Consider the following 23,351-nt stretch of genomic DNA (forward strand, 5'->3'; position numbering starts at 1 on the left):
CACTGTAGAGCCACTGTAGAGCCACTGTAGAGCCACTGTAGAGCCACTGTAGAGCCACTGTAGAGCCACTGTAGAGCCACTGTAGAGCCACTGTAAAACCATCCTTTGTTCGTATTACCGTCGTTGTAATTTCTCCTCAGCGAGAGGTGATAAGGAGGATAGGTTCTCTTTGTTCATTAATCATTTTCTTTAAGATTACTATAATTTTTAAATACACAAACGAAAATAATAGAAATTTCCTCCTATCACTTTTTATTCATCTGCTATCAAAAATATTTAAATGTTTAATAATTAGATAATTAACTTTTATATATTTTTCATCATTATCAAAAATTAGCCACAATTTTGATAGTGTTTGACCGATTTTTGATAGTACTATGCTTTCTTTTGCCTTACCTTTGCCTCCGAAAAAACATCGCATTTTCATCAATGCGAAGAAAATTAAACCAATTGTTAAAAAACAAATACCAATATGATGAGTAGAAAGATAAACAAGCGCATTTTACTATCGCTTTTGCTCTGCAATTGTTCGGGCGCTCTTTTCGCCCAACAAGTAAAAGGGGTGGTGAAAGCAAAATCCGACAACAGCCCTATGATGGGTGTAAGTGTGGTGGTAAAGCACAAAACAGTAGGTGCTTCTACTGATTTCGACGGGAAATATACCCTTCAACCCGTTGCAGCCACCGATAGTTTGGTCTTTTCTTATATAGGCTACAAATCCCAAACCGTAGCCGTGAAAGGACGCAAGGAAATAAACGTAAGTTTAGAAGAAGAGGTGACTACTCTCGAAGGAGTTACCGTTTCTGTAGGGTATCGTACCGAACGTAAAACCGACCTTACCGGTGCAGTATCAGTAGTAAAGGTAAATGAGATGATGTCTACTGCCGAAAACAACCCTATGAAAGCCCTCCAAGGTCGTGTAGCAGGTATGCAAGTAACCGATAACGGTGGTCCTGCTGGTAAAGCTACCATTCGCATTCGCGGTATCGGTACACTTAATAACAACGACCCTCTTTATATTATTGATGGAGTACCTACTCAGGGCGGTATGCACGAGCTGAACTCTAACGATATCGAGAGTATACAAGTGTTGCGTGACGCTTCGGCAGCAAGTATCTACGGGTCACGTGCTGCCAATGGGGTCATCGTTATTACTACCAAAAAAGGTAGAAACGGAGTGTTAAAGGTAGATTTCGACCATTATACTACCGTTTCGATGTTTCACTCTCGTATGAAGATGCTCAATGCTAATGAGTATGCACAAGTGCTTTGGAAAGCAGCCGTAAACCGTGGCAACGACCCCAACCAAAACGCTTTAGGTATTCACTACGATTATACTACCGATGCCAATGGTCACAGCACCCTTAATAATTTGTACTATCCACGTCAGTATTTTGATAAAACAGGAAGCCCTATGATCCCTTCTAATACCGATTGGTTCAAGGAAATCACTCGTATGGGGGTAACTGAATCTTATAACCTTTCGGTTACCAATGGTACTGATAAAGGTAACTACTTCCTTTCGTTAGGCTATTATAACAACGATGGTTTGGTAAAGAATACTGATTTCTCTCGCCTCTCTGCGCGTATCAATACCGATTACAAACTCTTTGGCGATGTAGTAACCATAGGTGAAAACTTCACTGTAAACCGTACCAGCGAGGTAGAGCAACCTTACCAAATTACCGAAGCAGCAATGATAGCCGTACCTTTCATTCCGGTACGCACACAAGACGGTAAGCACTGGGGAGGTCCTGTAAATGGTTTGCCCGACCGTCAGAACCCTGCTCGCTTAGTAAACGACAATAAGAATAATCGTTATAACTACTGGCGTATGTTCGGGAATGCTTTTGTAAACATTAAACCTATTGATAAGCTCAATATCCGTTCTAACTTTGGGGTAGATTACGGTAATTTCTATAAACGTACACTCAACCATTCGTATATTTCCGGTTTTATGGAAGAAGGCAAAGAAAAAACCTTCTCTCAACTCGAACAATCTCACTGGACAAAATGGAACTGGGCAAATACAGCTACCTACGACTTCGAGCTTGGCAAGAGCCGCTTTGAAACCTTAGCAGGTATGGAAATGTTCTCACAAGATGATATAAACTTCTCTGTAAAAGGTACTACTCTTGCCTTAGAAACTCCTGAATATATGTGGCCTAATCTCGCTACAGGAGGTATTACAGGAGGTGGTGGAGCTACCGGTTATAAGTTGCTTTCTTTCTTCGGAAAAATCAACTATGCTTATGATAACAAATACCTCGCTTCAGCTACCCTTCGTCACGATGGTTCTTCTCGCTTTGCCAAAGATAACCGCTGGGGTACTTTCCCTGCTTTCAACTTGGGTTGGCGTCTTTCTCAAGAAGCCTTTATGGAGAATATTCGTAATACCGTTTCTGAAATCAAATTGCGCTTCGGTTGGGGGCAAAACGGTAACCAAGAAATCGGCAACTACTCTATTTACGATATTTACGATCCTTACTATGGGGTAACAGGCGACTATATTTGGTCTGGAACAGGTATTTGGAATACCTCTTACGATATCGAAGGAAAAGGCTCTGGTCAGTTAGCTTCTGGTTTCCGTCGCAGTCGTCTCGGTAACAAAAATCTCAAATGGGAAACTACCACACAAACCAACTTTGGGTTAGACTTCGGTTTCTTTAATAACAATCTCTACGGTTCAGTAGAATACTATATCAAAAAAACCAAAGACATCTTGGTAGAACCTCCTTATGCAGGTATCAAGGGTGAAGGTGCTACCCAATGGGTAAATGGTGCTGGTATGGAAAACAAAGGTTGGGAAGTATCAGTAGGTTATCGTAACGAGACCAAAGGTGGACTCAAATACGATATCAATGCCAACGTTTCAACCAATAAAAATAAAGTTACTGAATTACCAGAATCTGTAGTCAATGCTTATGGCGGAAATGGTAAATGGGATAATATCTTAGGTCGTCCTTATCAATCTTATTATGGTTATGTAGCTGATGGTATCTTCAAAACCCAAGAAGAACTCGATCAGCACCCTATACAAAACGGTAAAGGTATTGGTCGTATCCGCTACCGCGATTTGAATAACGATGGAGTAGTAAACGAAGACGACCGCACTTGGATTGGGTCTCCTTACCCTGATTTTATCTACGGTCTCAACCTCAACTTAGAGTACAAAAACTTCGATTTTACCCTCTTCTTGCAAGGCGTACAGAATGTCGATATTATCAACGATGTGAAAAAACATACTGACTTTTGGAGTGTGGTGGATACCTACTCCAATAAAGGACGCCGTCTGCTCGATGCTTTTGACCCCGTTACCAATCCTAGTTCCGATATTCCAAGTGTAGCTTATACCGATGATAATAACGAAGGGCGTATGTCTACTTACTATGTAGAGAATGGCTCTTACCTAAAACTTCGTAACGTACAGTTAGGCTATACTTTACCTAAAGAAGTATCCGAAAGAATTAAGCTCAGCAAGTTGCGCTTGTATGTAAGCGGTCAGAATCTCTTTACTATCAAGAGCAAATCGTTTACAGGTAAAGACCCTGAAAACCCTAATTATGGTTATCCTATCCCAATAACATTCACTATGGGATTGAATGCTAGCTTTTAAATTATCAATAGTCTGACGTCTGATAAATAATAATAAAATGAAAAAGATAATATATACCACCACAATATTTGCAACTCTACTTACAGGTTGCAACTTCTTAGACGATAATCCACAAGGGATTATGACCGAGAAAGAAGCTATCTCTAAAGCCGATGAGTTGGTAACTACCGCTTATTCGTCTTTGGGTAATGACCACTACGATGTACCTTTTAGTCTTTGGATTTACGGTAATGTACGTGCCGATGACGCTTATAAAGGAGGTCAAGACGTGAGCGATATCCAGCATTTCCATTTCTATGAAATCGCTCAGAATATCGACCCTACTTTTGGTGAAGCTGACCGCTTTTGGTTTATGTGTTATATGGCTATTTCGCGTACCAATACCGCTCTGAAAGCCTTGCAACAGGCTTCCGATGCTGAAGTAGCAAATCGTCAATCGCGTATGGGCGAAATGTATTTCTTACGAGGTCATTTCTATTTCGTGTTGAAAACTATCTTTGGGCATATTCCTTTTGTAGATGAGAATACACCTGATAGTGCTTACGAAACCACCCCTAACACTTTGCCTAATGATGAACAATGGCAAAAAATAGTAGCCGATTTCAAAAAAGCTTACGACTTATTGCCTAATACCCAACCTCAAAAAGGTAGAGCTGATAAATATGCAGCAGCAGCTTATTTAGCTAAAGCCTATTTGTACAAAGCGTATCGCCAATCAGAAAACAATAGTGTAACAGGTATCAATAGCCAAGATTTGCAAGAGGTACTTACTTATACAAGTTTTGCATTAGGTTCTTCTTATGGTTTGGAAGATGACTTTGCGTTTAACTTCCTCCCCGGTGGCTATGAAAATGGTAAAGAATCTATGTTTGCGGTACAATACTCAGTGGACGATGGTACTCAGTACGGACGCCTCAACTGGGGTGATCAACTCTCTGCTCCACAAAAGTTAGGTTGCTGTGATTTCCATAAGCCAAGTCAGAATTTGGTAAATGCCTTCAAAACAGTGAATGGTTTGCCCGATTTCGATAACTTCAACAACAACGATTACAACGCTACTAGTGATAAAGCCGACCCTCGTTTGTTCCATACAGTAGCATTGCCAGGTTTGCCTTATAAGTACAATGCCGAATTGATTTATAAGAATGATTGGAATCGCAATAGCAATGTATACGGTTTCTATGCATCACTCAAAGAGAATGTAGACCCTTCTTGCTCTTGCTTCCGCAATATCAACCCTTTCCGCGGTAACTCTAAGAATCGTATTCTTATCCGTTACGCCGATGTACTCCTAATGCGTGCCGAAGCTCTTATCGAACTCAACCGTAGCAACGAAGCCTTGTCACTTATTAACCAAGTGCGCCAACGCGCTAAACAAAGTACTTCTATGATTCCTTACGCTACCAATACTGATATAGCTGTATATCAAAATGGCGTAAATATCACTTGGAATCAAGAAAATGCTCGCAAAGCACTCCGTTGGGAACGCCGTTTAGAGTTTGCTATGGAAGGCTCTCGTTTCTTCGACCTTGTACGCTGGGGTATCGCCGACCAAGTACTCAACGACTATTTCACTAAAGAGAAAACACGTCGTCCAGCGATATTCAGCAGTGCTTATTTCACTAAAAATAAAAATGAGTATATCCCTATTCCACAAAACCAAATAGGGTATGTAAAAGGTATTTACAAACAAAATGCAGGATTCTAATATGAAAACAATAGTACACAAACTCGCCCTCAGTGTAGCAGCTTTGCTCGGCTTACTCAGCTGTGACGAAAAGCACGAAGGCGAACTTATTAACGACAAAGAGGCAAAAATTAATGCCTTTCAAGCCGATGGTATCGATGGGATTATAGACGAGGAGAAACAAACTATCACGGTTTACGCTCCTTGGTCGGCTACGCTTACCAATATGTCCACCTCCCTTAGCTTGCCCGAGGGAGCTACCTCAGTGCCTAAAGGTGCTACAGGAGTAGATTTGAGTAAAGGTGCCAAGTATCGCATCTTTAATGGTAACCTCTATTGGGATTATACCGTTACCGCTCAGTACCCTAAGATAGAGAACTTTGTTATCGGGAAATACAAAGCTACTATCGACCACAGTACAGGTAAAATAAGTGTGAAATACCCCAAAGGAGAAGCAGTAACTGCGCTAATTCCTACTTTTAGCACTACCCCTAATGCTACCGTAAGCCCTGCTTCGGGAGTTGCCCAAAACTTCACTCAAAGCGTTACTTACACTATGAACTACCGCGGTGAGAGTTTTGCGTATAATGTAGAGATTATACCTACCAACTTTGCGCCTATTGCCTTTGTAGGTACAGCTAAGAGTGCTTCTGCTATCGCCAATGAAGACGAGAAAGCTGCCTACACTTGGCTTGCCGAAAACTACGATACCGCCAAATACATTTCATTTAGTGACATCAAGGACGGCAAAGTTAATCTTACCGACTACAAAGTGATTTGGTGGCATTGGGATAACAACAAAGAGTTGCCTGCTGAAGCCAAAGCAGATGCCGTTGTGAACAAGATGAAACAATTCTATGCTGCTGGAGGTTCGTTCTTATTGTCTTCTTGGGCTGTACAGTACGTAGTCGATTTAGGTATCGCCTTAGACGGCAAGGTGGTAAACAATATGTGGGGAGAAGGCAACAGTCCATTTGCAATTGGTGATGACTGGGGTATTTGCTATAAAGGCAACGAAAGCCACCCCCTTTTCAAAGGATTGACTAAGAAAACAGGTACTAACGATGTCGCCTTCTTACTCTCTAGAGGGGTAAAAGCCAAAGCACATAACGCCTTATGGAACTTCGAGTGGGGTGATTATGCCAATAATGTAGCAGGCTGGCAAACCGCCAGTGGAGCTAAGTTATTAGCAAGCTTCCACTGGAATGATGCTATGAACCGTGCTGCGATCTTTGAATATCTTAAACGTGGTAATGCAGGTCGCACAATTTGTATAGGTATTGAAGGCTACGACTGGTATAACGAAGATAATTCACCTGCCAATGCTTATAAAGGCAATATAGAATTGCTCACTGCTAACGCCTTAGAATATTTAGCGAATTAATAGAAACATAAAATACCTCTTTTCATACGTATATGTGATAACCGTCCTTTCTTCCCCCCTTAAAAAGGGGGAATAGGAGGAGGTTAAATAATAAAAATAAATTAATAAACAATGAAAAAGACACTTACATTGGCACTTTGTGCTACCGCTTTAATAGCTTGTGAAAAAAAAGAATATTGTAGTAACGACCCTAATGCGGCTCCCGATGCCTCTACTTGTTATGCCGTACAAGATTATGGTCGTACTTATAAGCACTTCTTTCAGCCCAAGAACGCTTGGGTAGGCGACCCTATGCCGTTCTATGACAATGGTAAGTTCCATATCTTCTATCTCTACGACCAACGTCCAGCACCTGCAACTTTCCACCCTTGGTATAGTGCTACCACTACTGATTTGGTTAATTATACTGATAATGGTGAAGCAATTGCTTGTGGTGCCGACGGTTCGCACGAAGATGCCCTCGGTACAGGTTCAGTATTCAAAGACGGGAATACCTATTACGCTTTCTACACAGGGCATAACGGCGATTTAGACCCCAAAGAAATCATCTATTGGGCTACTTCTACCGATTTGAAAACGTGGACAAAGGATACACAACACTCCTTCCGAGCTCCTGATGGCTATGACCGCAATGAGTTCCGCGATCCTATTGTCTTCAAAGAAGGAAATGCCTACAAGATGCTCCTTAGCACCCGTGCCGATATAGGAAGCGGTGTATGGAAAGGTGTCGTAGCACAATTCACTTCTACCGACCTTAAGAACTGGACAAAAGACCCGAATACACCCTTCTTCTATACTGACCCCAGTGCTTTTATGGTAGAGTGTCCCGATCTGTTTACACAAGGAAACTATCAGTATTTAATATTCTCTAACATCGAAGAAAGCGTGCGCCGTGTGCAATACAGATACCGTCGTGTGGGTGACAAGAATTGGATTACCCCTGCACAACAAGACTTAGACGACCGTGTGTTCTATGCCGGAAAAACCGCTACCGACGGCACTCACCGCTATATATGGGGGTGGAATCCGTCGCGTATTAATTACGAAGATAATTCCGCCTATCACTGGGGAGGTTCTTTGGCTGTTCACGAGCTCACTCAAAACAGCGATGGTACCCTCAACATAAAAATACCTACCGCGTTCGATAGCAAACAAGCGGTATCTGCTTCTTTGGGTAGCATTTCGTTAGATAATAATACTCGTGTATTCGACCGTCTCAGCAGTGGTTTCAACAAGATAGTTGCTAAAATAAAAGCCAATACCGCTACCGAGTTTGGGGTGATGTTTGGCGCTTGTGGTAACCTTTATGAAACCTATCGCGTAACGCTTAACCTCAACAAAGGAGAGTTACAACTCAACCGTGTGATTAGAGACGGAGGTACTGCTACCATTAATAGCATAAAACTTCCCGTGAACGCCAACAAGGAATACACCGTAAAAATAGTGCAAGAAGGCTCGGCAGCAGCAATCTATGTGAACGATGTAGTAGCCCTTTCTATCCGTTGCTATAAGATGAACCAAAACCCTTGGGGTATCTTTGCTAACGGTACAGCAAACTTTACTTTTTAGGTAAAAAGTAAAAGATAAGAGGTAAAAGGAGGAAGAGTGAACCTAAGACGAACAAAAGACGAAGGAAAGACGAAGGAAAGACGAACAAAAGATGAGTCTAAGGTGAAGCTAAAGCGAACCTAAGGCGAAGGACGGGTATAAACATCTTATCTTTTAACTCAAAAACAGATACTTTCATTACTTTATAAGTCTCAGCTTCCTCCCTCTCCTTAGTGAGAGGGAATGAAGATGAGGAATTAGTTTACTTATTTGCTAATTCAAATAAAAATAATGTATATTTGTACCATCTTTTAATTAAAAGAGATATAAAAAAGTATATGAATAACAAACTAATAGCAGGATTAGGAGTCTTAACGCTCACTGCCTGCCAGCAAAACACTGATGACCTCATTATTGAGGACTTCGAATCGGGTACTTATGCCAATTGGACGGTAGAAGGCGACGCCTTTGGCGCGACTCCCGCCACGGGTAGCTATACCGGTCAGCAGCCCGTAACAGGCTTTGAAGGAAAACACCTTGCTAATAGCTTCAACAATGGCGACGACTCTCGCGGAGCGCTTACCTCAAAAGAGTTCACCATCGAGCGCGATTATATTAATTTCCTCATAGGGGGAGGCACTCACGCCGATACCTATATTGAGCTTTTGGTAGAAGGCAAAAGCGTGTTACAAGCGCGTTCTCTCTACGAAACCGAAACCCTACAATGGCTCACTTGGGACGTAAAACCCTATAAAGGAAAGAAAGCCACTATCCGAATTGTCGATAACCAACGCGGCGGCTGGGGGCATATCCTCATCGACCAAATCGAACAAGGCAACAAACAAAAAAGCGTTTTTATGACTGATTACACCCGTACCTTTGAAGCCAAAGACAAATACCTGCTCATTCCTGTGGAAGACCAAGCAACCGAAAACAAAGTCCAACTATCGGTAGACGGTACCCTTATAGGCGAACCAATGACCATTCGCATCGCCCAAAACAAAATAGACTACTGGGTGCCTATCGCTATCGAGGCATACAAAGGCAAAAAAGTAACCCTTACTTTTGCAGTAGCCAAAACTACCGATATGGGCTTAGCCGAAATCAAACAGTCGGCTGAATATAACTTCAACTACAACGAAAAATACCGTCCGCTATATCACTTCACCCCTCAATACGGCTGGATGAACGACCCTAACGGAATGGTATACCTCGACGGAGTATTCCACCTCTTCTACCAATATAATCCTTACGGAGCGCGCTGGGGCAATATGCACTGGGGGCATACCGTTTCTAAAGACTTGGTGAATTGGGAATACAAGCCTTTAGTATTAGCCCCCGATAAGTTAGGAGCGATTTTCTCAGGCAGTGCTGTGATTGACCACGATAACACAGCCGGCTTTGGCAAAGGCGCTATGGTGGCAATTTTCACTTCAGCAGGCGAACGCCAAACACAATCTATCGCTTATAGTCTCGATGGCGGAAAAACCTTCACCAAATACGAAGGCAACCCCGTACTCACCGATGCCAATATTATCGACTTTCGCGACCCGAAAGTATTCTGGCACGCACCCTCTAAACAATGGGTGATGAGCCTTGCTACTACCCAAACGATTACCTTCTATGGCTCTAAGAACCTCAAAGAATGGACACGCCTCAGTGAATTTGGCGAAGGCTTAGGCGGACACGGCGGAGTGTGGGAATGCCCCGATCTCTTCCCCCTTACTTATGAAGGAAAAACCAAATGGGTGCTCTTCGTGAGTATCAACCCAGGGGGACCTAACGGCGGAAGTGCTACTCAGTACTTTATCGGTAATTTTGATGGTAAAACCTTCACCCCCGATACTATGAACTATCCGCTTTGGTTAGACTACGGACGCGATAATTATGCAGGTGTAACGTGGAGTAATGTCCCCGCTACCGATGGTCGTCGTCTCTTCATAGGATGGATGAGCAACTGGGATTACGCCAATGAAACCCCTACTCAAAATTTCCGTAGCGCGATGACCATTGCCCGCGTTTTGCGTTTGGTGCATAATGGCGAGCACTTGGTAGTAGCCAGTGAGCCCGTAAAAGAGTTGGAGAGTTTGCGTCGTGAAGCAGTGCTTTTAGGTGATAAAACACGTACCAACACCTCCGATGCTATAACGTTCGAAAACTTTTTGCCCAATAATCAAGGCGCTTACGAACTTACTTTCACGGTAACCCCTAACGAAACCGATAGCTTTAGCTTTGCTCTCGAAAACACCAAAGGTGAAACTATCAAATACCTATTTGACGGCGCTAATAAAACCCTATCGGTAGACCGCAGTAAGAGCAGTGTAGCTTTCAATGCCAACTTCGCCGAAACGCTTATCAAAGCACCAATGGTAGCTAAGAAAAGCTATACCGTACGCTTATTGGTAGATAAAGCTTCTACTGAACTTTTTGTGAACAATGGCGAAGTAGTACAAACCAATGCGGTATTTCCTACCGAAGTGTACAATACTCTCCGCTTCAACACTAGCAAAGGTACCCTCACCCTTAAAAATGTAACTGTCTATAAATTGAAATAATAATCCTCTCCCTCTGCCCCTCTCCCAAGGAGAGGGGAGTGTGTGAGACTAATAATATATTCATAGTATGCAACAGAATAATAACTATCTAAAATATTTATTGCCCGTACTTCTATCATTCTTCTGTATGGGCTTCGTAGACCTTGTAGGCGCTGCCTCTAACTTTGTAAAAGACGATTTTGGCTTGACCGAAACCACCGCCAAAGCGCTCCCTGCAATGGTATTCTTTTGGTTTCTGCTTTTCTCAGTGCCCACAGGCGTACTGATGAGCAAAATAGGTCGTCGCAAAACCGTACTCCTCAGCTTGGTGATTACCATCTTAGCAATGGTAGTGCCCTTTATCAGCTACAACTATACCACTATGTTGGTAGCTTTCTCCTTGCTTGGTATTGGTAACACGCTAATGCAAGTATCGCTAAACCCACTAATGTCAGTTATAGTAAAAGGCGACAAACTCGCGAGTTCACTCACTTTTGGTCAGTTTATCAAGGCAATAGCCTCGTTTTCTGCCCCCTTGCTGATGAGCTTCTGCTTTGATAAATTCAATGATTGGCGACTCTTCTTCCTACTCTTTGTAGCTATCTCGGTAGTAACCCTCTTGTGGCTTGGAGCTACCCATATTGAAGAAGAGAAAAACGACAGTAAAAACGCCACCTTTACCGAGTGTTTTGCACTGCTTGCTAACCCTTATGTACTCTTGTGTTTCATTGGTATTATGTGCCACGTGGGGATAGACGTAGGAGTTAATGCCTCAGCGCCCACTATCTTTATGGAGCGTTTAGGGCTTACCACTACCCAAGCCTCTTTTGCCACCAGCTGGTATTTCTTGTTCCGTACCATAGGATGTTTGTCAGGAGCTTATATTCTCACCAAAGTATCTCCTAAGAGTTTCTTTACCCTCAGTGTGCTTTGTATGGTAGCCTCAATGGCGATACTGTTCTTTTTCAGTGATAAGACAATGCTCTACACCGCTATTGCTTTGGTAGGTTTTGGCAATTCCAATGTATTCTCAATTATCTTCTCGCAAGCCCTCTTGCAGAACCCTACTAAGAAAAACGAAGTATCAGGCTTGATGATTATGGGACTCTTTGGCGGTACTATCTTCCCTTTTGCAATGGGCTTAGCCTCCGATGCGATGAGTGGCTCACAGATAGGAGCCCTTATTGTCCTCAGCATAGGAGTATTATATCTGTTGCTAATGAGCACTCGACTCAAAGCAAATGCTAACAATTAGTCGTTAGAGAGTCCTACAAATTGTATAAGTTGGATTAGTCAGAAAGGTCTGACGACTGATAGTATTTATTATTAGTAGTAGGAAATCTCAAAAAGAATTTATAACTTTGTACGCTGAAAAAGAATTAACAACAACACTCCGCCTCCTTCCCCCAAGGGGAAGACAGAGGAGAGGATAACATATAATACAATGAAAAATACAGTAGTAGGATTGGGAGAAATCCTTTGGGATGTCTTCCCTGAAAGAAAAGTATTAGGCGGTGCACCCGCTAATTTCGCTTACCACGTGTCGCAATTTGGTTTCAACGGCTATGCTGTGAGTGCCATTGGAGGTGACCTACTCGGTAAAGAAATACTAAAAAGTTTAGAAGAAAAAGAACTCAACTACATCATTGAGAAGACTGATTTTCCCACAGGTACCGTAAAAGTACAGTTAGACGGTCGTGGGGTGCCTACCTATGAGATTAGCGAAAATGTAGCGTGGGACAATATTCCATTCTCTTCACGTATCGAGAACTTAGCAAAGAACACTAATACCGTGTGCTTTGGGTCGTTAGCACAACGCAGTGAAATATCGCGCGCTACTATTCACAAGTTCTTAGATTTGATGCCTGCCGAGAGTTTAAAAGTATTCGATATCAACCTCCGCTTGAAATATTTCAGCAAAGAGGTAATTACCGATTCGTTAGACAAGGCAACTGCATTAAAAATCAACGATGAGGAAATAGTGAAAATTGCCGAAATGTTCAATTTGCAAGGAACTGATGAAGAGGTATGTAAGCGTCTATTGGAGAAATACAACCTCAAATTCCTCATCTTAACACAAGGTACACGAGGTAGTTATGTGTTTACGCCTAATGAGAAATCGTTCTTAGGTACGCCTAAGGTTACCATCGCCGATACGGTAGGAGCTGGCGACTCGTTCACAGCTGCCTTTGTAGCCTCTTACCTCAATGGTTGCAGTATTGCCCAATCGCATCAATTGGCGGTAGAAGTATCGGCTTACGTGTGTCAGCAACACGGTGCGATGCCTCGTCTTGCCGATGCTCATTTGGAGTTGTTTAGATAAAATGACTTTTAGGAAGTATCATATACTTTTTTTATATTTCGCTCTCTTTGCTTGCCTTGCTTGCCAAAGGGAGCGAAACCCCCGTTATGTGATAGGGGTGTCGCAGTGCAGTGAAGACCTTTGGCGACAAACGATGAACGAGGAGCTCAAACGCGAAGTAGCCCTTTACCAAGCCAATACTGAGCTACTGATTCGCAGTGTGAAAGACGATACTCCTAAGCAAATTGCCGATATAGAATGGTTCATAGAACAAAAGGTAGATGTGCTCGTTGTTTCGCCTAACGAGTCGGAAGCGTGTACACCAGTTATTGAAAAGGCTTACCAGCAGGGTATTCCTGTGATTTTGGTAGATAGGAAAATCGCTACTGAGAGTTATACTGCCTATGTGGGAGCTAATAATTACCAAATAGGTAAAGAAGCGGGACACTATGCAATAGGTATTCTCAAAGGCAAAGGCAATATAGCCGAAGTGCGTGGTACCAAAGGCTCAACTTCCGATGCGGAACGCCATAAAGGCTTTGTAGATGCCCTTAAGAATGCTCCTGAGGTGCGAATAGTAGCCGAGACCTGGGGCAACTTCCTCAAAGCAGATGCCAAAGTGCAAATGCAACAACTTTTTCAGCAACACCCCAATATTGACCTTGTGTTTGCGATGAACGACCCAATGGCAGCGGGTACTCACGAAGCAGCGATGCAATTCAACGGTAAAATACCCTTTATCATAGGGGTAGATGCGCTACAACAAGAAGGAATTAGCAATATAGAGAACAACGTGCAAGACGCATCGTTTATCTATCCTACGGGAGGAGAAAAGGTTATTGACCTTGCAATGAAAATACTCCATAAACAACCTTTTGAGCGCGAGAATATTCTCAATACCGCTGTGGTGGACAAGAGCAATGTGCGTATTTTACAGTTGCAAACAGAGCAAATTGCTCAAAAACAAGCTAAGATAGAGGATATCAATCAGCAGCTGAGTGAGAGCCTTATTCAGCATACTACTCAGCGTACACTCTTCTATATTTCTATTATTGCTATTGGTTTGATTACTATATTTTTGGCAATAGCTATCAGAGCATATCGCACTAAGAGTCGTGCTAATAATCTGTTAGAAAAACAAAACGAAGAAATCAAACGTCAGGCTACTGAATTGCAACAACAGAAAGAGCGCTTGGAGGAAATCTCGGCGCAATTAGAAGAGGCGACCCAAGCCAAATTGCTTTTCTTTACCAATATTTCTCACGAGTTTAAAACACCGCTGTCGCTTATCTTAGGTCCTGTGCAGACGCTTTTGGCTCACAATTCGCTTCCCAAAGAAGAACAAGACTTGTTATTCCTCATCAAAAAGAACAGCAACCGACTTTTGCATCTCATTTCCGAAGTAATTGAGTTCCGCAGTTATGAGAATGGTAAGATGCAAATGTACTTCACTAAGGGCAACCTAAAACGGTTTCTTACTGAACTCAATTCTTTTTTCAGTGACCGTATCAAACAAAAGAAACTCAACTTTCAGTTTCTTGCCGAAGATACTTCTTTTGAAATGGCTTTCGATAAGGAAAAAGTAGAGAAAATCTACTTCAACTTGCTTTCTAATGCACTGAAGTTTACGCCTCAAGGAGGAAGTATCACCGTGTCGTTAGAAAAAGAAGACCTCCCCCTAACCCCCTTCAAAGGAGGAGTAGCTGTGCTGCGTGTGTTCAACAGCGGTTCATATATTCCGAAAGACAAACAAAGTGAGGTGTTTGAGCACTTCTACAAAATAAATCCCGATAGCGAAGGTTCGGGTATAGGTTTGGCTTTGGTACAAGCCTTAGTAGCCTCACACAACGGTACCATCAGCGTAGAGAGTACAGAAGGGGAGGGGACAACCTTCGTCATTCGCCTGCCTTTCACTCAAGAACAAGTATCGGTAAAAGCGGTATACGACAGCAATTACATAGAAACCCATCTCGACTTATTGCCTTCGTTGCCCGCACCTACCGAGAAACTCAAACTACCTACGGCTTCTCCAACGGCTTCGGAGAAACCTACTGTACTGATTGTGGAAGACAACGAGGATATGCGTCAGTTTATTCGATATATCCTCAGTGATGACTATAACCTTATCGAAGCTGAAAACGGTGAAGAAGGCTTTGAAGTAGCTAAAAAGCACCTCCCCGATGTAGTAATCAGCGATGTGATGATGCCCAAGACTGATGGCTTCGATTTATGTCAGTTGATAAAAACTAACGTGGCTACTAATCATATTCCTGTGATTTTGCTCACTGCTTATGCGTTAGACGAACAGAAGCAAGTGGGCTTCGAGAGTGGTGCCGATGCCTATATTGCGAAACCTTTCAACATAAAATTACTGAAAACACGAGTGCGCAAGCTCATAGAAAACCGTAAGAAGATACGTGAGAGTTTTAGTAATTTCCTCTTAAACGAAACTAAACAAGAGACTTTAGGTAAGGTAGAACAGCAGTTTATCACCGATTTTACGCATTACGTAGAGAACTCTATCGCCAATCCTGAAATGAATATAGACGAAATAGCCGACGCCTTAGGTTTGTCGCGCTCTAACTTATATCGCAAAATCAAATCCCTCACCGACTATTCGCCTAATGAGCTTATTCGCACCATACGAGTAAAATACGCTAAGCAGTTGCTCAACAGCAAAGCCAAGAGCATCTCGGAAGTTGCTTATGAAGTAGGATTTTCTTCTCCTTCCTACTTTGCGAAATGCTTTAAAGATTTTTACAACGAGAGTCCGACAGAGTACTTGGAACGGATTAGGTAGTGTTATAGACTGCTTTAAAATCTTGCACTGATTTTTCCCAGATAATTTTTTATTAATGCGAGTTTGATGTAAGGAAAGTGTAGCTTACGCTACAGAAATCTTACAAATCTTTGAAAAAATCAAACAAATAGGCAACAAGTTGCCTTTAAACACATACTCTGCTATGCCAGCTCGCAGACTACACACAGATTATACGGATAGTTTTTCAATTGACAATTGATAATTGACAAATATGATGGGCACGAATTGGCAACTGCGTTGCTGGATTTCACAGATTACAATGTAAACATATCTGTAAATCAGTATTATATATAACTGAGATTAATTAGCAAATGAGAGAATTAGCAAATTAGAAAATTTGGAAATTAGCTAATGGAGAGGTGTGTGTCGCACGGGCAAAAACTTTGAGATGAAAAAGCGATGGGTTGGAGGCTATTAGGATGATTCGGAAGAAAACGGAGATTTTCAGAAGGAGGTTAAGAGAGTTTTTGATGAAAAAAGGCTGTGAGAAGGGTATGGTTAGCTTATAGAGAGCTTATAGGAAGCTTATACGAATCTTGGAAGATTGGTATAGAAAGGGTGTATAAATAGTTGATTCATAATATAATACAACAGCACTAAAAATGTTAAAAACGGGGTTTCGAGGCGAAAGAAAAGGGAATAGGCACTAGGCCTTAGGCCATAGGCACTAGGGGGGAGTATGACGGAAAATCAAAAGAAACCTCCCCCTATTCACATATTCCGCTCTCGCGGACTTCCGTTTAAAGGGGGAATGTGATGACGGAAAAGGGAAGAGATGACGAGTAGCGAATGACGAATGATGAGGGTAATGTGGTGAAAAACTTCTCTTGGAAGATTGTTATAAAAAAGGTATGAAGCATTGGTTTTAAGTGAGATTTTTTTGTGTATTCGCGATTGATTTTCTACTTTTGTGCCTTATTAAATATATGCTTAAAAACGATGAAACGATTACTTTATATGTTATTGGCGCTATTGTCTTCGACTTCTGTCTATTCACAAATGCTTTTTTCGGAAAACCTTACTATGACGATAGACAGCACCAAAACTCTGCAAGGGAGCCTAATGCCTATCTTGGATTTTAAAACCGAAAAAGAAGATGTCTTCACTTTTAAAAATACGGCTAACCTCAATTTGCTTATCAATTGCAATAGGATTATTAATGTAATTAACAAATTTGAGTTATCTACTTATGGTAGTCAAATAATATTAAGTGGAGGGTATGTGCATATGGAGTACCGCTATCTGTTAGACCACGCTTTTGAGGTGTATCCTTATGCTGAGTCGCAATGGGCAGAGAGCAGAGGAATGAAACACAAGATTTCTACTGGCTTACAATCGCGTTATCGGTTGCTGAATACTCAATCCTCGCTGATGTTTGCTGCGGTGGGCTTCTTCTTTGAATACGAAAAATGGGAATATCCTGCTCCCGATAACGTTGAGGCTACTTATGCTTACAGTCGCAGTATCAAAAGTCATTTGTCGCTCAGTTATAAACTTCGAATAGGTGAAAAATGGGAGCTTACCACTACTGCCATTCATCAAACTAGACCTGATAGTACTTTTAAGGAAGCGCGCTATGGTGGGGCTATCGACCTCAAATACAATATTACGCCTACCATAGGTATACTTGGTACCTACCGACTTATTTACGACACTGCTCCTATTGTACCTATAAAAAAAGACTATCATTCGCTTGAAGTAGGGCTTAATATTTCTTTCTAATTTCCCCATTTGCTAATTTACTAATTTTCTGATTAACATTATGTATACAATTCCTTATATTGAATCCGAGGAGTTTTTCTATTTGGATGTATTCCTAAAATTGCTTTTAGGATTGTTAGCTCTTGCCTTAATCATCAACAAATCGGGCAAGGGTAATTTGGCACCGAGTTCGGCGATGGATCAGGTGCAAAATTACGTACTTGGAGGTATTATTGGAGGTGTGATTTACAGTCCATCGGTGAGTATCTTTCAGTTTGCTATCGTATTGGCTATTTGGGCATTCCTTATCATAGGGTTACGTCAGTTAAAAACTAAAAACCAAGCTTTTAGGAGGTTTATAGACGGCGCCCCTGTGATTGTTATCAATCGTGGTAAGATAGATATAGCTGCCTGCAAAAAAGCTAAAATTACGGCACACGAACTCGCTTTCAAACTGCGCAAAGAAGGGGTATACTATATCAGAGAGGTAAAAAGAGCGGTACTTGAACAGAATGGCGAACTCATTATTGTGTTGGCAGGAGAAGAAAACCCCAAATATCCTGTCATTACCGATGGAATTATTCAAAAAAGCGTGCTGGAAGATGTAGATAAAAGCGAAGAATGGCTACTTGGAGAGCTACAAAAGGCAGGATACAGCAATCCTTCCGAGGTATTTTTAGCAGAATACGAAAATGCTCAGATAAAAGTTATACCCTATATTTAGTAACAATGAGAAAGAAAAGCCCTCAAAAACATTTTGCTATTCGTTGTTATTTTATTATTTTTGCCCAAAATACTTAATTGCTATTACAATGAAGTTAAAACATATTACTCTTTTGGTAGCCTCTACTTTTGTGCTAGGGGCTTGTAATCAATCTAAAACAGCTTCTGAGCAAGAAGCACAAACCCCTCAAAAACCGCTTATCAGCTATGTAGACCCGTTTATTGGTACGGGCGGACACGGACATACCTACCCTGGAGCAACTACTCCTTTCGGTATGATACAAGTGAGCCCAGTGAATGGTCTCAGCAACTGGGATTGGTGCTCTGGTTACCACTATTCCGATAGCCTTATGGTAGGTTTTGGACATTTGAGTCTCAGTGGTACGGGTATAGGAGACCTAAACGACATCTTGCTAATGCCTACTACTAAAGAATACGACCTCAGTGTACTGAAATACGGACGCAAAGAGCAATACCCCGTGAATGCCCAAGAGTTTCGCAATATGGTGCCTTATAAATCGAAGTACAGCCACAAGAACGAAAAAGCAGAACCTGGCTATTACCAAGTGTATTTGGAAGACCCCAAAGTGAATGTAGAACTCACCGCGGCACAACGTTATGCCGTACATCGTTATACTTTTGAAAAAGGCGCTGAACAATCAGTACTATTGAACTTGGGATTTGCAATCAACTGGGATAGCCCTACCAAAACTTCTTTTAGCAAATTGGATAAGAAGTTAGACGCTAATAATAACGACAATATTATTACAGGTTATCGTTATAGTACTGGCTGGGCTGAAAACCAAAAAGTGTTCTTTGCGATTCAGTTTTCTAAGCCTATAAAAAATATTACCTATCAAAAACACAAAGATGATGTTACTTCAGGGCAAATCTTCTTTGATAATACTGATGAGAAGTTAGAGGTAAAAGTAGCTCTTTCTTCAGTGAGTGAAGAAAATGCTTTAGATAACTTGGAGTTATATAACGCTCCTAATTTTGATAAAACCAAATCATTAGCACAACAACAATGGGAGAAGACCCTTAGCAGTATAGTAGTAGAAACCCCTGTTGATTCGCTTAAAACAATTTTCTATACTGCCCTCTATCACGCACAAGTAGCGCCTGTAACTTTCTCCGATAAGAATGGTCAGTTTCGCCTACAAAAAGATGAGATTGCAAAAACCGAAGGTACTGCTTATTCTACCCTTTCTCTGTGGGATACTTTCCGCGCCGAGCACCCACTACTTACCCTTTTGCAACCCAAAGTTACAGCTGATATTATCAACTCAATGTTAGCCTATTATCAAGTGCACAAAGTGTTACCTGTTTGGACACTTTATGGTAACGAAACCAATACAATGACCGGCTATCACTCGGTAGCAGTGATTGCCGAAGCCTACCTTAAAGGGGTACGTGGTTTTGATGCTGAAAAGGCTTACGAGGCAATGAAAACTACAATGATGCAAGACGCACGGGGACTCAAAGCGTACAAAAAATATGGTTACATACCTTATAACGCAGGGGTAGACGAGTCGGTTACTATTACCCTTGAATACGCTTACGACGACTGGTGTATAGCGCAAATGGCTAAAGCCTTAGGTAAAACCGAAGATGCCGACTTCTTTACTAAACGCTCAGAAGCCTATGTTCACTTATTCGATAAAGAAACGGGCTTTATGCGCGGTAAAAGTACCGACGGTAAATGGCGCACGCCTTTTGACCCTAAACGCTCCGACCACCGAGAAAACACCGATTATACCGAAGGTAACGCTTGGCAACACAGTTGGTTTGTGCCTCACAACGTACAAGGACTTATCAATCTATTTGGAGGCAATGAACCTTTTGTAACACACTTAGAAAAACTCTTTACCGAAAGTTCTGAAATCACCGGTGAAAACACCTCTCCTGATATCTCAGGACTCATAGGTCAGTATGCACACGGCAATGAGCCCAGTCACCATATTGCCTATATGTTCAACGTAGCAGGACAACCTAAGAAAACCCAATATTGGGTAGATCGCATCTTGCAAACCCAGTACAACACTACCCCTAACGGACTTAGTGGTAATGAGGATTGCGGACAAATGTCGGCTTGGTACATTTGGAGTGCTATGGGCTTATATCCTATGAATCCAGCTTCTACCGAGTATCAATTTGGTCGTCCACTCTTTGATAAAGTAACCATACACTTGCCTAACGGAAAGACATTTACAATCATTGCTAAAAATGTGTCTAAAGACAATAAGTATATCCAATCTGTAAAACTCAACGGCAAAGAATATACCCAATGGCATATTTCTCACCAAGACCTTTTAAAAGGCGGTGAATTAGTTTTTGAAATGACAAATAAATAAATGAAAAGAAATATCTTAATCACAGGAGGAGCTGGATTTATCGGCTCTCACGTCGTGAGGCTATTTGTAAACAAATACCCCGACTATCACATTTTTAACTTAGATAAACTTACTTACGCTGGTAACTTAGAAAACGTTGCCGATGTAGCCAATGCCCCTAACTATACCTTTATACAAGCGGATATTTGCGACTACGAGCGTATGAAAGCCCTCTTCGCTGAACATCGCATTGATGGGATTATCCACCTTGCTGCCGAAAGTCACGTGGATAGAAGTATTGAAGACCCTTTTATCTTCGCGAAAACGAACGTGATGGGTACTTTGAGCCTTTTGCAAGCAGCTCGTGAAGTGTGGAAAGATAATATGCAAGGCAAACGCTTTTATCACGTCTCTACCGACGAGGTATATGGAGCCTTAGAAATAGGCGAAGCACTCTTTACAGAGCAAACGCCTTACGACCCCCAATCACCGTATTCGGCATCTAAAGCTTCCTCAGACCATTTTGTGAGAGCTTACCATAACACTTACAAATTGCCTGTGGTGATTTCAAACTGTTCTAACAACTACGGTTCTCACCAATACCCTGAAAAGTTAATACCGGTGTGTATCTATAATATTGTAGATAATAAACCACTACCTATCTATGGCAAAGGCGAAAATATTCGCGATTGGCTTTTTGTAGAAGACCACGCTCGTGCTATCGATACTATTTTCCACCAAGGGAAAGATGGTGATACCTACAACATTGGGGGCTTTAACGAATGGCGTAATATCGATTTGGTGAAGGTAATCATCAAAGAAGTAGATAAGCAATTAGGTCGCCCCGAAGGTACTTCCGAAAAGCTCATCACTTTCGTAACCGACCGTGCTGGTCACGACCTCCGTTACGCTATTGATGCTACTAAATTGAAAAATGAACTCGGTTGGGAACCTTCCTTACAGTTTGAAGAAGGTATACGGAAAACTGTAAAATGGTACCTAGCGAATAGGTAAAAGGTAAAAGATAAAAGGTAAAACAGAGGCTATTATATAGTAACCTCTGTTTTTTCTATTCTATAATTTGTCAATTTGCTAATTATCTCATCTCCTACATACTACTTGGTTGGTGTATTTCAGGTTTACGATGCTATATTCATTCAGTTTATCAGTCTTCTCCAATTGCTTGTAAAAGGCTTTGAGGTTTGCTTTCTTGAGCGCTTCGTCTTCAAACTTGCCAAAAACGACCTTAAAGTGAGGTACACGCATTAAAAACTCGTATTCTCCGTTAGGTTTTACCAATACTTCGGTGATGTTCTCAGCCAGCCATTGGTCGTTTTGGATAAACTGCATCAGTGCATAGGAGGCTTGCCAATAGCGCTCGGTATTACCTCTGAGGATAGGCACGCGTGCTGAGTAAGAACTTGAAAGAGGCATCTTCTTTCCTTGTGTATCCATATAATATACTCCATTGCCGTCGTATACACGTGCGATAGGCTCTCGCTGTTTGATTTTAGCATTCAGAGTGCCATCGATAGTGCAAAATACTTCCGATTTCTCAATCATCACATTGTTGTCTAAGAGCTTTTCGATTTCGTTTAAACGAAGGAGTCCCATAGGGTGCTTTGCTTGTGGGTCTTTGAAGATAGTGCGCCGTATGGCATCATCGGTAACGTACATATTCTCGTCCTGATGGTCTACCACCACCTCTTTTACGGTACGTGTTTTATTACGCCCTGAAGCAAACAACTGTATACAAAAGGGCAAAAAAACGATGACGAATATTTTTATGATTTTTTTTATGTACATTTTTCTTTATTTGATATCGTAACCAAACCTGCGCAATTGTCGCACATTGCTACGCCAATCTTTGTTTACTTTTACGAAAAGTTCTAAGTGTATTTGTTTGCCGAAAAACTTCTCTAAATCGGTGCGAGCTTCTACACCTACCCGTTTTAAGGCTTCCCCTTTATGACCTATGATAATCCCCTTTTGGCTCTCGCGTTCTACCATTATCACTGAGCGAATGTGAATAATCGTCTCGCTATCGGCAAAACTTTCGGTCTCTACTTCTACCGAATAAGGGATTTCCTTTTTGTAATGCAATAGTATCTTTTCGCGTATAATCTCGTTTACAAAGAAACGCTCTGGTTTATCGGTGAGTTGGTCTTTTGGGAAAAACGCAGGTGACTCGGGTAAGAGTTCTATAATGCGGTTGAACACCACTTCGGTTTGAAAGTTACGCAAAGCCGAAATAGGATATATCTCGGCGCGAGGCACTTTTTCTTTCCAGTAGGCGACTTGTTCCTCTAATACATTTTGGTCGGAAGTATCTACTTTGTTAATGAGCAACAATACAGGCACTTTCAACTGGTTGATGCGCTTAAAGAAAGCCTCGTCTTTCAGCTCTTTTTCGCCTATTTCTACCATATAAATGAGAATGTCGGCGTCTTCGAAAGCACTCTTTACAAAGTCCATCATCGAGGCTTGTAAGGCGTACGATGGCTTGATAATACCGGGGGTATCCGAAAAAACTACCTGAAAATCATCACCACTTACGATACCAAAAATACGGTGTCGCGTGGTTTGTGCCTTGGAGGTGATAATAGAGAGTTTTTCGTCTACAAAGGCGTTCATAAGGGTAGATTTCCCTACATTAGGGTTCCCGATGATATTTACAAATCCAGCTTTGTGCACTTGTTAAT

General features: G+C 41.7%; 14 protein-coding genes. 12 read left to right on the forward strand and 2 right to left on the reverse strand.

The genetic code is table 11. From position 1 onward, the window contains the following. The first annotated feature begins 472 nt into the window (after window positions 1-472). The 12 genes from HMPREF1528_RS06665 to rfbB all read left to right on the forward strand — a co-directional run bounded on the left by HMPREF1528_RS06665 (window position 473) and on the right by rfbB (window position 21,663). Window positions 473-3,616 (forward strand): SusC/RagA family TonB-linked outer membrane protein, encoded by a 3,144-nt coding sequence (locus tag HMPREF1528_RS06665; RefSeq protein ID WP_016479138.1) that lies wholly within the window; start codon window positions 473-475, stop codon window positions 3,614-3,616. A gap of 37 nt (window positions 3,617-3,653) precedes the next feature. Then, entirely contained in the window at window positions 3,654-5,324 is a 1,671-nt protein-coding gene (locus HMPREF1528_RS06670) for a RagB/SusD family nutrient uptake outer membrane protein (RefSeq protein WP_016479139.1), read from the forward strand. Beyond that, the gene (locus tag HMPREF1528_RS06675; protein ID WP_034567932.1) at window positions 5,311-6,687 is read left to right on the forward strand and encodes a DUF4960 domain-containing protein; all 1,377 of its coding nucleotides are present in this window, start codon (window positions 5,311-5,313) and stop codon (window positions 6,685-6,687) included. The genes HMPREF1528_RS06670 and HMPREF1528_RS06675 overlap by 14 nt, the downstream gene beginning before the upstream one ends. Before the next feature lie 111 nt (window positions 6,688-6,798). After that, window positions 6,799-8,256: a glycoside hydrolase family 32 protein gene (locus tag HMPREF1528_RS06680; protein ID WP_016479141.1), complete on the forward strand. Its 1,458-nt coding sequence runs from the start codon at window positions 6,799-6,801 to the stop codon at window positions 8,254-8,256. Between the two features lie 317 nt (window positions 8,257-8,573). Further along, a complete protein-coding gene (locus HMPREF1528_RS06685) occupies window positions 8,574-10,790 on the forward strand; it encodes a GH32 C-terminal domain-containing protein (RefSeq protein WP_016479142.1) in 2,217 nt (738 codons plus the stop codon). 67 nt (window positions 10,791-10,857) lie between these two features. After that, window positions 10,858-12,024: an MFS transporter gene (locus HMPREF1528_RS06690; RefSeq protein WP_016479143.1), complete on the forward strand. Its 1,167-nt coding sequence runs from the start codon at window positions 10,858-10,860 to the stop codon at window positions 12,022-12,024. Between the two features lie 189 nt (window positions 12,025-12,213). Further along, window positions 12,214-13,092 carry a carbohydrate kinase family protein gene (locus HMPREF1528_RS06695; protein WP_016479144.1) on the forward strand — a complete coding sequence of 293 codons (879 nt, stop codon included), beginning with the start codon at window positions 12,214-12,216 and terminating at the stop codon, window positions 13,090-13,092. Then, window positions 13,067-15,871, forward strand: a complete 2,805-nt coding sequence (locus HMPREF1528_RS06700) for an ABC transporter substrate binding protein (protein WP_016479145.1) — start codon at window positions 13,067-13,069, stop codon at window positions 15,869-15,871. Before HMPREF1528_RS06695 ends, HMPREF1528_RS06700 begins: the two co-directional genes overlap by 26 nt. Window positions 15,872-16,831: 960 nt before the next feature. Then, a complete protein-coding gene (locus HMPREF1528_RS06705) occupies window positions 16,832-17,614 on the forward strand; it encodes a DUF481 domain-containing protein (RefSeq protein WP_016479146.1) in 783 nt (260 codons plus the stop codon). 40 nt (window positions 17,615-17,654) lie between these two features. Further along, complete coding sequence (locus tag HMPREF1528_RS06710; RefSeq protein ID WP_016479147.1) at window positions 17,655-18,317, forward strand: DUF421 domain-containing protein; 663 nt, start codon at window positions 17,655-17,657, stop codon at window positions 18,315-18,317. A gap of 88 nt (window positions 18,318-18,405) precedes the next feature. After that, complete coding sequence (locus tag HMPREF1528_RS06715; RefSeq protein WP_016479148.1) at window positions 18,406-20,670, forward strand: GH92 family glycosyl hydrolase; 2,265 nt, start codon at window positions 18,406-18,408, stop codon at window positions 20,668-20,670. Then, a complete protein-coding gene (gene rfbB, locus HMPREF1528_RS06720; protein WP_016479149.1) occupies window positions 20,671-21,663 on the forward strand; it encodes a dTDP-glucose 4,6-dehydratase in 993 nt (330 codons plus the stop codon). Window positions 21,664-21,750: 87 nt separating this feature from the next. Here rfbB and HMPREF1528_RS06725 read toward each other — a convergent pair whose 3' ends face one another. Both HMPREF1528_RS06725 and era read right to left on the reverse strand, forming a co-directional pair. Further along, window positions 21,751-22,455, reverse strand: coding sequence for a cell division protein FtsQ/DivIB (locus HMPREF1528_RS06725; RefSeq protein ID WP_016479150.1), 705 nt, complete (start codon window positions 22,453-22,455; stop codon window positions 21,751-21,753). A gap of 6 nt (window positions 22,456-22,461) precedes the next feature. Beyond that, window positions 22,462-23,343 carry a GTPase Era gene (gene era, locus HMPREF1528_RS06730; protein ID WP_016479151.1) on the reverse strand — a complete coding sequence of 294 codons (882 nt, stop codon included), beginning with the start codon at window positions 23,341-23,343 and terminating at the stop codon, window positions 22,462-22,464. Between the last annotated feature and the right edge of the window lie 8 nt (window positions 23,344-23,351).

It is taken from the genome of Capnocytophaga sp. oral taxon 336 str. F0502, from assembly GCF_000411575.1.
GTDB classification, from domain to species: domain Bacteria; phylum Bacteroidota; class Bacteroidia; order Flavobacteriales; family Flavobacteriaceae; genus Capnocytophaga; species Capnocytophaga ochracea.

Coding starts and splice junctions, on each gene's coding strand:
- HMPREF1528_RS06665 (WP_016479138.1), top strand. CDS start 473: ATGATGAGTAGAAAGATAAACAAGCGCATTTTACTATCGCTTTTGCTC.
- HMPREF1528_RS06670 (WP_016479139.1), top strand. CDS start 3,654: ATGAAAAAGATAATATATACCACCACAATATTTGCAACTCTACTTACA.
- HMPREF1528_RS06675 (WP_034567932.1), top strand. CDS start 5,311: ATGCAGGATTCTAATATGAAAACAATAGTACACAAACTCGCCCTCAGT.
- HMPREF1528_RS06680 (WP_016479141.1), top strand. CDS start 6,799: ATGAAAAAGACACTTACATTGGCACTTTGTGCTACCGCTTTAATAGCT.
- HMPREF1528_RS06685 (WP_016479142.1), top strand. CDS start 8,574: ATGAATAACAAACTAATAGCAGGATTAGGAGTCTTAACGCTCACTGCC.
- HMPREF1528_RS06690 (WP_016479143.1), top strand. CDS start 10,858: ATGCAACAGAATAATAACTATCTAAAATATTTATTGCCCGTACTTCTA.
- HMPREF1528_RS06695 (WP_016479144.1), top strand. CDS start 12,214: ATGAAAAATACAGTAGTAGGATTGGGAGAAATCCTTTGGGATGTCTTC.
- HMPREF1528_RS06700 (WP_016479145.1), top strand. CDS start 13,067: ATGCTCATTTGGAGTTGTTTAGATAAAATGACTTTTAGGAAGTATCAT.
- HMPREF1528_RS06705 (WP_016479146.1), top strand. CDS start 16,832: ATGAAACGATTACTTTATATGTTATTGGCGCTATTGTCTTCGACTTCT.
- HMPREF1528_RS06710 (WP_016479147.1), top strand. CDS start 17,655: ATGTATACAATTCCTTATATTGAATCCGAGGAGTTTTTCTATTTGGAT.
- HMPREF1528_RS06715 (WP_016479148.1), top strand. CDS start 18,406: ATGAAGTTAAAACATATTACTCTTTTGGTAGCCTCTACTTTTGTGCTA.
- rfbB (WP_016479149.1), top strand. CDS start 20,671: ATGAAAAGAAATATCTTAATCACAGGAGGAGCTGGATTTATCGGCTCT.
- HMPREF1528_RS06725 (WP_016479150.1), bottom strand. CDS start 22,455: ATGTACATAAAAAAAATCATAAAAATATTCGTCATCGTTTTTTTGCCC.